9 protein-coding genes are annotated in these 14,358 nt (G+C 37.6%); 5 read left to right on the top strand and 4 right to left on the bottom strand.

Going from position 1 to position 14,358, the window contains the following annotated elements; all coding sequences use genetic code 11:
* Positions 1–197 precede the first annotated feature (197 nt).
* Both odhB and ACFQO1_RS09230 read right to left on the bottom strand, forming a co-directional pair.
* Entirely contained in the window at positions 198–1,505 is a 1,308-nt protein-coding gene (gene odhB, locus ACFQO1_RS09235; RefSeq protein ID WP_380217735.1) for a 2-oxoglutarate dehydrogenase complex dihydrolipoyllysine-residue succinyltransferase, read from the bottom strand.
* 63 nt (positions 1,506–1,568) lie between these two features.
* The gene (locus tag ACFQO1_RS09230; protein ID WP_380217734.1) at positions 1,569–4,325 is read right to left on the bottom strand and encodes a 2-oxoglutarate dehydrogenase E1 component; all 2,757 of its coding nucleotides are present in this window, start codon (positions 4,323–4,325) and stop codon (positions 1,569–1,571) included.
* 115 nt (positions 4,326–4,440) lie between these two features.
* Between ACFQO1_RS09230 and ACFQO1_RS09225 the strand changes: the two genes are divergently transcribed.
* The gene (locus ACFQO1_RS09225; RefSeq protein WP_380217733.1) at positions 4,441–4,971 is read left to right on the top strand and encodes an alpha-ketoglutarate decarboxylase; all 531 of its coding nucleotides are present in this window, start codon (positions 4,441–4,443) and stop codon (positions 4,969–4,971) included.
* Here the strand turns inward: ACFQO1_RS09225 and ACFQO1_RS09220 are convergent.
* The gene (locus tag ACFQO1_RS09220; RefSeq protein WP_380217732.1) at positions 4,968–5,945 is read right to left on the bottom strand and encodes a polyprenyl synthetase family protein; all 978 of its coding nucleotides are present in this window, start codon (positions 5,943–5,945) and stop codon (positions 4,968–4,970) included. The genes ACFQO1_RS09225 and ACFQO1_RS09220 overlap by 4 nt on opposite strands.
* 158 nt (positions 5,946–6,103) lie before the next feature.
* Between ACFQO1_RS09220 and ACFQO1_RS09215 the strand changes: the two genes are divergently transcribed.
* From ACFQO1_RS09215 to ACFQO1_RS09200, 4 genes are read left to right on the top strand one after another with little or no spacing between them, the layout of a single operon-like run.
* Positions 6,104–6,715: a TetR/AcrR family transcriptional regulator gene (locus ACFQO1_RS09215; RefSeq protein WP_380217731.1), complete on the top strand. Its 612-nt coding sequence runs from the start codon at positions 6,104–6,106 to the stop codon at positions 6,713–6,715.
* Positions 6,708–8,087 carry a TolC family protein gene (locus tag ACFQO1_RS09210; RefSeq protein WP_380217730.1) on the top strand — a complete coding sequence of 460 codons (1,380 nt, stop codon included), beginning with the start codon at positions 6,708–6,710 and terminating at the stop codon, positions 8,085–8,087. Before ACFQO1_RS09215 ends, ACFQO1_RS09210 begins: the two co-directional genes overlap by 8 nt.
* Before the next feature lie 31 nt (positions 8,088–8,118).
* Positions 8,119–9,288, top strand: coding sequence for an efflux RND transporter periplasmic adaptor subunit (locus tag ACFQO1_RS09205; RefSeq protein WP_380217729.1), 1,170 nt, complete (start codon positions 8,119–8,121; stop codon positions 9,286–9,288).
* Between the two features lie 6 nt (positions 9,289–9,294).
* The gene (locus ACFQO1_RS09200; RefSeq protein WP_380217728.1) at positions 9,295–12,963 is read left to right on the top strand and encodes an efflux RND transporter permease subunit; all 3,669 of its coding nucleotides are present in this window, start codon (positions 9,295–9,297) and stop codon (positions 12,961–12,963) included.
* Positions 12,964–13,034: 71 nt separating this feature from the next.
* On the opposite strand, the gene ACFQO1_RS09195 is transcribed toward ACFQO1_RS09200, so the two are convergent.
* Positions 13,035–14,354, bottom strand: a complete 1,320-nt coding sequence (locus tag ACFQO1_RS09195; protein ID WP_380217727.1) for a RagB/SusD family nutrient uptake outer membrane protein — start codon at positions 14,352–14,354, stop codon at positions 13,035–13,037.
* Positions 14,355–14,358 lie beyond the last annotated feature (4 nt).

Here is a 14,358-nt window from a genome sequence, read left to right as displayed (position 1 = left end):
AGCAACGACCAGAAAAATACAGTATTAAATACAAAGAAGTTAATATTAATTCTTCTGGTAATTGCTGTACTATGCATCATAATTTTAAACATTATAAATTATTTTGTTTCTTATTCGTAGCCAAGAGAACGTAGTTAAGACTAATTAACCAAAAAAATCCCGCTTAGTGCGGGATTTTTTACTTTTAAGATTGATGTTTACAGCTCTAACGCCTTTTTAATATCATTATCCATTAGTAGCTCTGTTGGATTTTCAAGAGCTTCTTTAACAGCTACAAGAAAACCTACAGACTCACGCCCGTCAATAATTCTGTGATCATAGCTTAAGGCTACATACATAATAGGCGCAATTGTTACACCCCCATCTTTTGCAATAGGACGTTCTACAATATTATGCATTCCCAAAATTCCTGATTGTGGCGGATTAATAATTGGAGTTGATAACATACTTCCAAAGACCCCACCATTAGAAATAGTGAACGTTCCTCCGGTCATTTCATCTACGGTAATTTTACCATCCCTTGCTCTTAATGCAAGTCGCTTAACTTCAGATTCTACTCCTCTAAACGTAAGATTTTCAGCATTTCTAATAACTGGCACCATTAATCCTTTAGGTCCCGAAACGGCAATAGAAATATCTTTATAATCAAACGTGATCATTTCTTTACCATCGATCATACTGTTTACCGAAGGAAATAAATCGAGCGCTCTCACAATAGCCAAAGTAAAGAATGACATAAATCCTAAACTCACACCGTGCTTTTCTTTAAACGTTTCTTTATACTCATTGCGTAATTCGAAAATTGCCGACATATCCACTTCGTTAAATGTGGTCAACATTGCGGTTGTATTTTTGGCTTCTACCAAACGTTCTGCCACCTTGCGTCGCAACATTGATAATTTGGTACGCTTTTCACCTCTTGCTCCAGTTCCTGGTGATCCCATAGAAGGTTTGGCATTTGAGGCATCTTCTTTCGTAATTCGGCCATCACGCCCAGACCCTTGTACATCTTTTGCATCCATGCCTTTTTCTGAAAGAATTTTCTTTGCAGCGGGTGATGGAGAACCTGTAGCATAGGATTTTTTATCCTGTGCCTGACTTTGAGTTGAAGGTTTTGAAGGAGTTTCAGTTTTAGCTTCGGCTTTTTTGCCTGTATCTTTAGCTTCTGCATCTGCTTTGTCTAAATCTGGACCTGCATTTCCTTGTCCTTTTTCATCTCCTGGCTTATCGTAAGTTTCGGTAGAATCATCTCCTCCACCTGGCTTTTCAGCATCGGTATCAATTAAACAAACAACTTCACCAACGGCTACCGCATCTCCTTCTTCAGCTTTTAACGTAATGATACCACTTGCTTCTGCAGGAAGCTCTAAGGTAGCTTTATCGCTATCTACTTCTGCAATTGCCTGGTCTTTTTCAACCCAATCGCCATCTTCCACAAGCCATTGTGCAATTTCTACTTCGGTGATCGACTCTCCCGGTGATGGGACTTTCATTTCTAATGCCATAGTATTATTATTTATTCGGGCACTGCCCGTATTCTTATTATCTATTGTTTTAAAAAGAGCATTTTAGTTGATACTCTTGTCAAACACACTTTCAATTACTTTTAAGTGTCTTGCTTTACTACGAACGCTACTTCCAGCTGCAGGTGCTGCATACATTCTGCGACTGCAAACTCTCCAGCTTCGTGAAGGTTCGTAATGCATTAACATATGCGAATAGGCTCCCATATTTTGAGGCTCTTCTTGCGCCCAGACAATATCATCTGCGTTTTTATACTTTTTAAGTACTTGTTCAATTGCTTCGGTTGGAAGCGGAAATAACTGTTCGATTCGCACCAATGCTACATCGTCTCGTTTGTCTTCTTCTTTCTTTTCTAGCAAATCATAGTAGAACTTTCCGCTTAAAAAAACAACTGTCTTCACTTTAGCTGCTTTTGCCTCCGGATCATCAATCAACATCTGGAAACTTCCGTTCGCAAATTCTTCTTTGGTCGAAAGTACTTTAGGGTGTCTTAATAAACTCTTAGGCGTAAAAACAATAAGAGGTTTTCTGTAGTTTACTTTCATTTGTCTACGCAACAAATGGTACATATTCGCAGGCGTAGTACAGTCTGCTATAAACATATTGTCTTTTGCACATAACTGAAGGTAGCGCTCCATTCGTGCACTCGAGTGCTCTGCACCTTGACCTTCATAGCCATGAGGCAACAACATGACCAGTCCGTTTTGAGTTTTCCACTTGTCTTCCCCAGCAGAAATATATTGGTCGATCATGATCTGAGCTCCATTGCTGAAATCTCCAAACTGGGCTTCCCAGATCGTTAAGGTTTTAGGGCTTGCCATCGCATATCCATAGTCAAAACCAACGACACCATATTCTGAAAGTAAAGAGTTATAAATATAGAAGTTCCCTTGCTCCCCTTTTAAATCATTGAGCAAAACAATTTCTTCTTCACTTTCTTCCACTTTAACCACAGCATGACGGTGTGAGAAGGTGCCTCGCTCGACATCCTGTCCACTCATACGTACATCATACCCTTCTTTTAATAAGGTTCCATAGGCAAGCAATTCGCCCATTGCCCAATCTAACTTATTGTCATCAAAGTACATCGTTTTACGAGCCTCAATTAATTTTGAGATTTTACGCAAAAACTTTTTATCTTTTGGAAGCTGTGTAATTACCTTCGCTATCTCCGTTAAATCTTTTAGGTCGACTGTCGTGTCGACAGCTTTCATCATTGTATCTTCTTCGGCATTCTCAAAACCATCCCATTCATCTTTCATAATGGCAGTGATTTCGGTTTTATCTTCTTTACGGCTATCTTCTAACTTCTCTTCAAGTTTATCTTTATATTCCTGTTCAAGTTTCTCGGTATGTCCTTTCTCAATAACGCCTTGCTTGAATAATTTTTCGGCATAAATATCACGCGGATTGCTATGCTTTGCAATAGCCTTGTATAATTTGGGTTGTGTAAAACGAGGTTCATCCCCTTCATTATGTCCGTACTTTCGGTATCCTAATAGGTCAATAAATACGTCGCGTCCAAATTCCATTCTAAAATCTAAAGCAAATAACATGGCATGCACTACCGCTTCTGCATCATCTGCATTAACATGCAATACAGGCGAAAGTGTTACTTTCCCTACATCTGTACAATAGGTTGATGAACGACCATCGAGATAATTGGTTGTAAATCCTACCTGATTATTTACGACTATATGAATTGTCCCACCCGTTTTATATCCATCAAGCTGTGCCATTTGTACGATTTCATACACGATTCCCTGCCCAGCAATTGCAGCGTCTCCATGGACCACAATAGGCAATACTTTGCTTATATTGTCTTTATGATGTCGGTCCTGCTTCGCTCTCGCAATACCTTCTACCACTGCCCCAACCGTTTCTAGGTGAGAGGGATTAGGGGCAATATTTAAATTTATATCTTTTCCGCTTTCGGTGGTTCGTTTTGAGGTCCAGCCAAGGTGGTATTTTACATCTCCATCAAAAATGTCCTGTGCATAATCTTTCCCATCAAATTCACTAAAAATGTCTTTGGCACTTTTTCCAAAAATATTGGTAAGCGTGCTCAAACGACCACGGTGTGCCATTCCCATGACAAAGTCTGCTACGCCTTTTTCTGCCGCAGCTTCAATTAGTGAATCCAACGCAGGTATTAAGCTCTCGCCACCTTCTAGTGAAAATCGCTTCTGACCTACATATTTCGTGTGCAAAAAGTTTTCGAAAGAAACCGCTTCGTTTAGCTTTTTAAGAATTTGTTTCTTTTTTTCTTCGGAAAAGTTTGGTTGATTATCATTTACATTCAGTTTATCTTGGATCCATTGGATTTCTTCAGGTTTCCGAATGTACATATACTCGATCCCAATACTATCGCAGTAAATACTATTGAGGTGTTTTAGTATTTGCTCTAAGGTTTTAGGGCCAATTCCTAAAATTTCACCCGCCTTAAAAGTAGTCTGAAGATCATTATCTGAAAGTCCGAAATTCTCAAGATCCAATGTTGGAACATACTTTCGGCGTTCGCGAACTGGATTTGTTTTTGTAAATAAATGGCCTCGTGTACGATAGCCATCAATCAATTTAATAACCTGAAACTCTTTTAAAACACTTTCAGAAATGACAGCTTCATCTCCACTGGTTTCTATTCCTAGACCCTCCAAAGAACCGCTTTCTATCCCAAAGTCAAAGCCTTGAAAAAAGGCACGCCAACTTGGTTCTACACTATCTGGGAATTGTAAATACTTATCGTAAAGTTCTGCGATGTATGCGGGATGAACCGCATTGAGAAATGAATATTTATCCATACTTGGAATAAAAAGGTCTATTTTTTATAAAAACAGTACAAAAATACAACAAATCTAATAACTACCCCGAACCGAATTTATATATTTAAGGAGTATAACTCATAAATATTTCCTAATGAAACTGCTCGCTGCTAAAAGATTATCTGTACTTCTACCTATTATCCTCGCACTCTTTTTTTCTGAAACTACCTCAGCACAAGGAGAGCCTTCTAATTTCTGGGAAAATGTGCGTTTTGGAGGCGGAATTGGTTTTAGTTTTGGTAATAGAATTGTTAGCGGAACGCTTGCTCCCAGTGCCATTTATCAATTTAACAATCAGTTTGCTGCAGGGGTGGGATTGAGTGGTACTTATACCTCTGAAAAAGATGTCTATAATGCTACAGTTATAGGCGGAAGTGTATTGGCATTATATTCAGTGATCCCTGAAATACAATTGTCTGCAGAATTTGAAGAAAACTACGTTGCCTTAAACTTCGACGATCAATTTGCAGTTGAAGACGACAGTTACTTTTATCCAGCCCTCTATCTTGGGGCAGGATATTCTACAGGACCTGTTACTTTTGGACTTCGATATGATGTCTTATTTGATGAAGACGAAAGTATTTATGCGAATCCCTGGGCCCCTTTTGTTAGGGTTTATTTTTAAACCGTACGCTGCATCAACCAAGCACCAAATTCCTGAAGCTTTGTTTTATTTTCTAGAGAAATTTCAACCTTATTTAATACCTCATTCGCTTTACGAGTATACTTTTCAATTTCATGGACAGTAGCTTCAGCTGCTCCAGAACTTTTAAAAATCTCTTTTACCGTCGTAATCTTATCGGTTGGATCTTTAGGAGCTATACTAAATAAGTGGGAAAGTGTTTCAGACTCCTCCTGCTCACTTTTTTGAAGTGCAGTGAGGTATAAAAATGTTTTTTTATTAGTGATAATATCGCCACCCACCTGTTTGCCAAAAGTTTCAGGGTCACCAAAAGCATCCAAATAATCGTCCTGTAATTGAAACGCGATGCCTAGGTTACGACCAAACTCGTAAATATTTTCTTGACAACTTTCAGAAGCTTCAGCAACGATAGCGCCCATTTTCATCGCTGCCCCAATAAGTACTGCTGTTTTACAATCAATCATTTTAATATATTCCAAAATAGTCACATCATCTCGGGTTTCAAAATCTACGTCGTACTGCTGGCCTTCACAAACTTCTAAGGCCGTTTTACTGAATAGTTTTGCCAATTGCTGAAAAAGCGTAGCATCATATTCTTCAAAAAGCTGATACGCTAGGATAAGCATGGCATCACCAGAAAGGATTCCTGTATTTGTATCCCACTTTTCGTGGACTGTTTCTTTTCCTCTTCGTAAAGGCGCGTCATCCATGATGTCATCATGAATCAGTGAAAAATTATGAAACAACTCCACCGCCATGGCTGCGTTAATGGCTTCTTCTTTTTTGTCGCCAAAAAAATCAGCAATCATCAATGTAAGAATAGGGCGCAACCTTTTACCTCCTAACCTTACAATATAATTAATAGGTTCATACAACTGAGTAGGTTCCTTTTTACTGGCAAGTTTCTTTTCAAGGTGAGAATTTAATAACGTACTATAAGGAATAAGAAAATCCATTCGCAAAATTTTCAGCAAAAATAAGGCATGACGATTATTATTTGGTCATAATGATTAAAATTGTTTTACTGGCTCTCTGATCTCATTGTTAAATTAACATTAAAACTTTGGAAACTTTTATTGTATTTTAAGTTTCCAATTGTATATTTGCACTCGCTATGAAAGAAAAGATAACACAAAAAGCAACCGATCTCTTTATTACACTTGGCTTCAAGAGTGTAACGATGGATGATATTGCGAATGAAATGGGTATTTCGAAAAAAACGATTTATGCACATTTCAAGAATAAAACCGCCTTAGTAAAAGAAGTTACCAACGTGTTATACGAAACTATTACTTGTGGAATTGACACAATTCAAGACATGGATAAAAATCCAATTGAAGAGTTGTATGAAATTAAAAAGCTAGTAATGTTGCACTTAAAGGATGAAAAATCTTCCCCTCAATATCAGTTACAAAAATACTATCCTGAAATTGCAGAGGGCATGAAAATGAAACAATTTGACAAAATGCAGGAGTGCACCATTGCTAATTTAAAAAGAGGGGTTGCCTTAGGCCTTTACAGAGAAAATTTGGACATTGATTTTGTTTCACGTATCTATTTTGTAGGTGTTAATGGAATTAAAGACGATACGCTTTTTGAAAGGCAAAAATTTCCAAAAGCACAATTATTTGAAGAATATTTAGAATATCACTTGCGAGGGATTGTCACAAAAGAAGGACTGCAAACTCTCAACAAATTTATAAAAACAACCGTTCATCATGCGTAAGTACCAACTTATAACAATCACCTTATTCAGCTTTTTCCTGGCAACTGGACAATCACAAAAAAACTACGAATTTTCATTACAAGAGGCCATTACCTTCGCAATCGACAGTAACTATACAGCAATTAATGCACGACGTGACATCGCAAAGGCTATTAAACAAAAGTGGGAAACAACAGCCACAGGTCTGCCACAGTTAGATGGAAATGTTTCTTATAATAATAATCTTAAACAACCTGTTACACTAATTCCAGCCGAATTTAGTGGGGGTGCTCCTGGCACCTTTGTCCCTGTTACCTTTGGGACAAAACAAAATGCAAATGCCGTTGCCACTTTAAATCAGCTTATTTTTGACGGAAGCTATCTTGTAGGACTTCAGGCGGCTCAAACTTTTTTAGATTTTTCTGAAAATGCAGCCGAAAAAACCAACCTTGAAGTTCGAAAAGGAGTAATTAATGCCTACGGAAGTGTCCTCCTTGCGGAAACGCTCATCACTATTTTTGAAAAAAATAAAGAAGCCCTCGATAAAAATCTTTTTGAAACCCGAAAGATTTTTGAAAATGGACTTACCGAAGAAGAAAGTGTAGAGCAACTTGAAATTACCTTACTTGATATTGAAACACAGCTAAGTAATGCGAGACGCTCTGCATCCATAGCAAGAGAAATGTTTAATGTTGCATTAGGGATTCCAACTGAAACAACGGTTGTATTTACAGACAATCTCGATGCGCTTGCAGAAAGTAATATCTCGCTAGAATATCTTGATAAAAGTATAAATATAGAAGAGAATGTAGACTATAAAATTGCTACTAATTTAACCGAGCAGCGTAGTCTTGAAGTAAAACTTGAGAAAAGCAGAGCACTCCCTACGTTATCTGCCTTTGTGAATTATGGAACTACCGCAAACAGTAATGATTTTACTTTTTTTGATAGTGATCAACGTTGGTTTCAATCTTCTGTGTTAGGAGTCAGTTTAAATGTCCCTATTTTTAGTAGTGGAATGCGAAGTGCAAAAACACAACGGGCAGAAATTGCATTTGATCAAGCTAGAACAGAATTGGAAGAAACGATTCAGAATATCACACTCGAATTAAACTCAGCTAAAAGCAATTATCAATTTGCCATTGAAAAATATGAAAATGCAAAAAAGAATATTGCATTGGCAGAACGCATAGAAAACAAAAACCAGATTAAATTTACCGAAGGACTTTCTACCAGTTTTGACTTGAGACAGGCGCAGACGCAATTGTATAGTGCGCAACAACAATATTTTCAATCAATGCTGGAGTTAATCAACGCAAAAGCACAAATTGAAACAGTGCTTAACGTTCCTCAGCTAAGAATCACTTCCGAAGAAATAAAAAATCAATACTAAAACATCCAATCAAAAGATAAATTTATAAACCATGAAAAACATATTCTCCCTCCTAACCTTAGCGCTTCTTATCGTTTCATGCGGCAGTCCAGAAACCGGATCTGTTGAAGAAGTTATAGCCTCAAAAGACATTGAAAAAATACGAGCGAAAAAGACCGAGGTTTTAAAGTCATATGATAGTATAGGTGCTGTTTTAACAAGACTTGACCTTGCAATTGACGAAAACGACACCTTAAAAAAATTACCTCTTGTAACAACCTATACAGTTAATGATACTTTATTTGAACACTTTGTAGATATTCAAGGAAATGTCGAAACCAATCAGAATATTTTGATTTACCCAGAATATCAAGGTTTATTGACAAGAGTATATGTTACAGAAGGTCAAAAAGTAAGTAAAGGTCAATTACTGGCTAAAGTGGATGATGGCGGACTTTCAAGTCAGGTAGCTCAAATGGAAACCCAATATGAGTTAGCAAAGACAACTTTTGAAAGACAAGAGCGTCTTTGGAACCAGAAGATAGGAAGTGAAATACAATACCTTCAGGCAAAATCGAATATGGAAGGCCTGGCTTCTTCAGTAAACCAAATGAAAGCACAATTGGGCAGAACTACTGTTCGCGCCCCTTTTAGTGGAGAAATTGATGAAATTATTACCGAACAGGGACAAGTAGTTGCTCCTGGAGGACAAGCATTGATGCGAATTGTAAACCTTAATAATATGTTTGTTAAAGCTTCGGTGCCTGAAACATATTTAGGTAGTATTAAAAAAGGAACTTTGGTTAATGTGACCTTCCCGGCCATTAATTCTAAGGTGGAAGGAAAAGTAAAAAATGTAGGTAATTATATCAATCCGAATAATAGAACCTTCGATATCGAGATCGACGTTCCTAATAAAGACAACACTATCAAGCCTAATCTGGTAGCAAAGCTGGAGATCAATGATTACAGCAAAGAAGGCGCTATGCTGATACCAGCAAATGTAATACAGGAAAACAGTAAGGGTGAAAAATTTGTATTTGTTGTTTCAGAAATGGAGAATGATGAAGCTGTCGTCACTAAAAAACAAATTGAGACAGGTCTTAAATATGATGGAGAAATTGAGGTTATTAGCGGACTCGAAAGTGGCGATACTATTGTGCGTGAAGGAGCTTTAACCCTTAAGGACGGAGCGAAAATTAAAATTAAATCAGCCAAATAATTCAGAATGGAACAAAAGAAAAAATACTTCGGAATATCAAACTGGGCCATCGATAACAAGATGACCACGTTTGTACTTATTGCCATTGTACTTATTGGTGGTTTGATGTCTTACATTAATTTACCAAGGGAATCGTTCCCAGAAATTATTGAGTCTAAAATTTATGTAAGTTCAGCGTTTCCAGGAAATGCTGCAGAAGATGTAGAAAAATTAATTACCAAGCCTCTTGAAGAAGAATTGAATGACATTTCGGGTGTAACTAAAATTACATCAAATTCGGTTCAAGACTATTCTATTATAACGGTAGAGTTTGAAGAAACGATCACTCCCGAAGAGGCCAAAGTTAAAGTAAAAGACAAACTGGATGCTGTAAAAGCCCAACAGGACTGGCCCACTATAGATGGTGGTGCAAAAGTAGAACCTAACGCTTTTGACCTGAATATTTCTGAAATCACCCCTATAGCACAAATTAATTTAAAAGGTGATTTCCCAAATGAACAACTTAAAGAATTTGCCGAAGACCTACAGGATGAAATTGAAGATCTCCCTGAAATTAAAGAGGCTACAATTTTGGGCGTTCAGGACAAGGAAGTAGAAGTTGCCGTAGATGTATATAAAATGACCGCTGCTAACCTGAGTTTGAATCAGGTGATTCAAGCCATACAGAACGAAAACGTAACCATCTCTGGGGGTAACGTCATCGAAAACGGATTGCGCCGAAACATTCGTGTTATAGGTGAAATAGACCAGCCAAAAGATCTTGAAAATGTAGTGGTTAAAGAAGATGGTGGGGTGGTTTTGCTGCGGGACGTGGCCGATATCAATTTTAGAGAAAAAGATAAAACTACATATGCAAGAGAATATGGAGATCCTGTAGTCATGCTAAGCATCAAGAAGAAGAGTGGTGAGAATATGATTGCTGCTATGGAGGAGATTCGTGTAATTCTTGAAGAAGCTAAAGGAACATATTTACCAGACACTATTGATTTGTCAATTACCAGTGATGAGTCTACACGAACTGAAGCTCAGGTAGCTGAACTTGAAAATAGTATCATTTTTGGTGTTATTCTCGTGGTAAGTGTACTAATGTTCTTCTTAGGATTCAGAAACGCATTGTTTGTAGGTATTGCCATTCCATTATCAATTTTACTCTCCTTCTTGATTTTACCAATAGTAGGAGATTTTATTGGAATCAACATTACGTTAAATACAATGGTATTGTTTGCTACCGTAATGGGCCTTGGGATGCTGGTCGATAACGGAATCGTAGTAGTAGAAAACGTCTATCGATTAATGGATGAAGGCGTGCCTCGACTGGAAGCTGCTAAGCAGGGAGTAGGTGAAATCGCATGGCCTATTATCGCTTCTACCGCTACGACGCTAGCAGCATTCTTACCGTTAGGATTCTGGCCTGGGATTATGGGGAAATTTATGATTTACTTTCCGTTGACATTAGCGACAGTATTATTCTCTTCCTTGTTTGTAGCATTAGTTATTAATTCTATGCTGACCTCAGTTTTTATGAAAACGGAAGAAGGAGAGATCTCTAAGAAAAGTTTACTTCAAATTAGTGTATCACTACTCCTTTTTGGTGCTTTGATGATTATTTCAGGACTGACCGAAACACATATTATTTTTCAGATATTAGGAGCATTAACGTTACTTTTTGCATTAGTCCTAAGTTTCAGAGGATGGAAAAACCGAGCTAAAACAGCGTTGCTTAAAAAAGGGATTGGTCTTTTTGCTGTGAGTATTTTATTCTTAATCTTAGGGTTTGTGGGAAGTCCTAATACACTTATTGGCTTCGGAAACTTATTTATAGCCGTCGCTGCTTTGTTGTGGTTCTTTAAATATGTACTTGCCCCGGCATCGAATAAGTTTCAGTACAAGTGGATGCCAGCTTTAGAGAAAAAATATCAGAAATTTTTAGGGAATGCTTTGAAGGGTAGTAATGCGTATAAGTTTGTTTTTGGGACTTTCGGATTGTTATTATTGTCTTTTGTTGTCTTCGGAATAGCACAACCTAATGTTCTTTTCTTTCCGGAGAACCAGCCTAACCAAGCAATTGTATATATTGAATATCCTGAAGGAACCGATATAGAAAAGACAAATGAGATCACAGCAACTATCGAGCAAGAGGTTTTTGAAGTTTTAGACCAATACAAGTATACCAAAGACGGACAGCCGTATAACTTTATGGCAGAATCGATTATTTCGCAGGTAGGTGAAGGTGCTGGAAATCCGCAAACCGATGGTGCCTCTCAAAACGAAATGCCGCATCGAGGAAAAGTAACCGTATTGTTTAGGGAGTTCAAATATCGTTATGATGAAAATGGCAATAAAGTAAGTAGTGGAGAGGTCTTGAGTGAGCTTAGAGAATCTGTACAAGGATATCCTGGGGTAAGTGTGATTGTAGATAAAGATGCCAATGGGCCTCCTGCAGGATACGCCATCAACCTAGAATTAAAAGGGGACGATTATGATAAATTACTCGCTGAAGCTCAAAATGTACAGGAATATATTAACGGTTTAGGGATTCAGGGAATTGAAGAATTGAAGTTGGACGTAAATCAGAACAAACCAGAAATGGAAGTTTTTGTGGATCGTAAAAAAGCTGGAGAACTTGGGGTAAGTACCGCCCAAGTGGGCCGTGTTTTAAGAAGTGCTATTTATGGTTTCGATTCGTCTACCTACAAAGAAGGGGAAGATGACTATGATATTTTTGTTCGCTTCGGAAACGAAAACAGGTATAATGAAAGTGCACTTTTCAATCAGAATATTACTTTTAGAGATACTAATGGAAATTTAAAAAATATTCCTATCTCGTCTTTAGTAACCACTAAGAACATTGCGACATTCAGTTCTATAAAAAGAAAAGATCTCAAGCGTGTTATTACGATATACTCAAATGTACTAGAAGGATTCAACCCAACTGAGATCGTAGGCAAAATTGAAGGTTCTCTGGCGAACTATGAAATGCCCAAAGGAATTAATTATGATTTTACAGGCGAACAGGAAGAACAGGCTAAGAACATGTCCTTTCTTGTTAAAGCGCTTGTCATCGCGCTGGCATTAATTCTATTGATCATCGTTGCACAGTTTAACAGTGTTTCTAAACCAGTTATTATATTTGTGGCGATTGTTTTAAGTTTTATTGGAGTGCTTTTTGGTCTCGTAATTTTCCAGATGGATTTTGTTGTGATCATGACGATGATGGGTATCATTTCGCTCGCCGGTATTGTTGTAAACAATGCTATCGTATTAATTGACTACACACAATTGTTAATTGACAGAAAGAAACAGGAAGTTGGGATTGGTGAAGAGCAATTACTAACCCGTGAACAATACAGGGAGGCTATTATTGCGGCAGGTCAAAACAGATTACGTCCCGTCTTACTAACAGCCATTACCACTATTTTGGGATTAATTCCTTTAGCAATTGGGTTAAATATAAACTTCTTTACCTTATTTACAGATTTTGATCCGCAAATATATATTGGGGGAGATAATACAATTTTTTGGGGGCCAATGTCTTGGACGATTATCTTCGGATTGACATTTGCAACATTCTTAACATTGGTTATTGTACCTACAATGTTTTATTTGTTGAATAGAGCTAAAATTAGATTTGCAGATGATACGGTTGAAAAAGAAAAATTAAGAGAAGCAGCTTAATTTCTATTACATATTAAAAGAGCCCCGTTCACATGTGAACGGGGCTTTTACATTTATGTAGCTATCAAATATTAAATATCATTCTCAGCTAAAGGTACTGGAAGAGTAGTGAATATTTGATCTCCAGGCCTATCAATTGGCAATGACCCTGAAAGACCATAACGTCTTGTATCGTATAATCTATGGTTCTCTGCCCATAAAGAATAGCGTCGCTGACGTAACATTTCACTTGTCAATGCTGCAGGAGTAGTTGCACCTGTATAATTAGGCAAATTAGCTGAATTTCTAATTACATTAAGTGCGTTAACGGTAGTTCCAGATGGACTTCCTGCAAGAATACTCGCTTCGGCAAATAATAAAATTAGTTCCTCATTACGTAAAATATCGATAGGGGAAGTGTTTGAATCATATAAATTTGTTTCATTAGTACCATTTAATCCATCTTGAGGTTGAGGGTCTGGCCGAACATTTGTTTTCTCTGTTACTCTGCTATCTCCAGGCTCAGCATCATTAATCCAACTATTGTGAACAATAATCTGGTCTCCATTTTCTCCATTTACTTTGAACAAACCATTGGCTTGATCACCTCCACCTAATCCAAAAATATGCTTAGGACCAACATTTAAATCACCTCCAAGGTTCAAATGAGAACCTGCAAGTGCAGATAATGCAGCAGTTCCATCACCAGCATAGACTGCAGCCATCCCAGCAACTCCTCTGTTAAATTGAGCAAATGAACTTGGCGAATCAAAACCATCAAATCCACTGCTTAGGCTAAAAGCAAAGCTTCCTCCAGCACCTGACAAGTCACCATTAGCCTGATCTAATAATGCACGAGCCGCTGCTAGAGCAGTTGCACCATCTACTAAAGGACCTAAATTACTAGGATCTGACACATCTACTCTTGCTTGTCCATAAGATTTAACAATTTGGATTAATTCATAAGCAATAACAGTTTTTGCAAAACCAATATAACCATTAGCTTCTGCAGCTGTAACTGCATCAGTATTAGAAGCTGCTTCGATTAAAGTATTTGCGTTTTTTATACATCTATAGCTTCCAGCCCATTGTGCCGTGCTATAAAATGAATTGTTGTCTAAACCTATCCCATTTTTACCTAACAAATCTCCTGTATTTCTAGGATCTGCATCAAACAGGTAGAGTTCTCTTGCCATGGTTCCACTTGCAGTTGTTTCGATAGCAATTCCACTTCGCAAAGTAGATTCAATCCCGACTACAAGCTCATTAAGCTGTCCCTTTGAAGCATTACTTAGCACTCCTGCAACAGAGGGTCCATTGGGTGAGATTACCTCATCAAAAGTACACGATGTAACAGTTAGAATAGCCATAGCCAAACTAAATGTTTTTATTGTATTATATATATTTTTCATAATT

The sequence above is a fragment of the Jejudonia soesokkakensis genome (genome assembly GCF_042664795.1).
Classification (GTDB): Bacteria; Bacteroidota; Bacteroidia; order Flavobacteriales; family Flavobacteriaceae; genus Jejudonia; species Jejudonia soesokkakensis.
The sequence above is the reverse complement of the archived record's forward strand: the minus strand, read 5'-3'. Positions and strand labels throughout refer to the sequence as shown.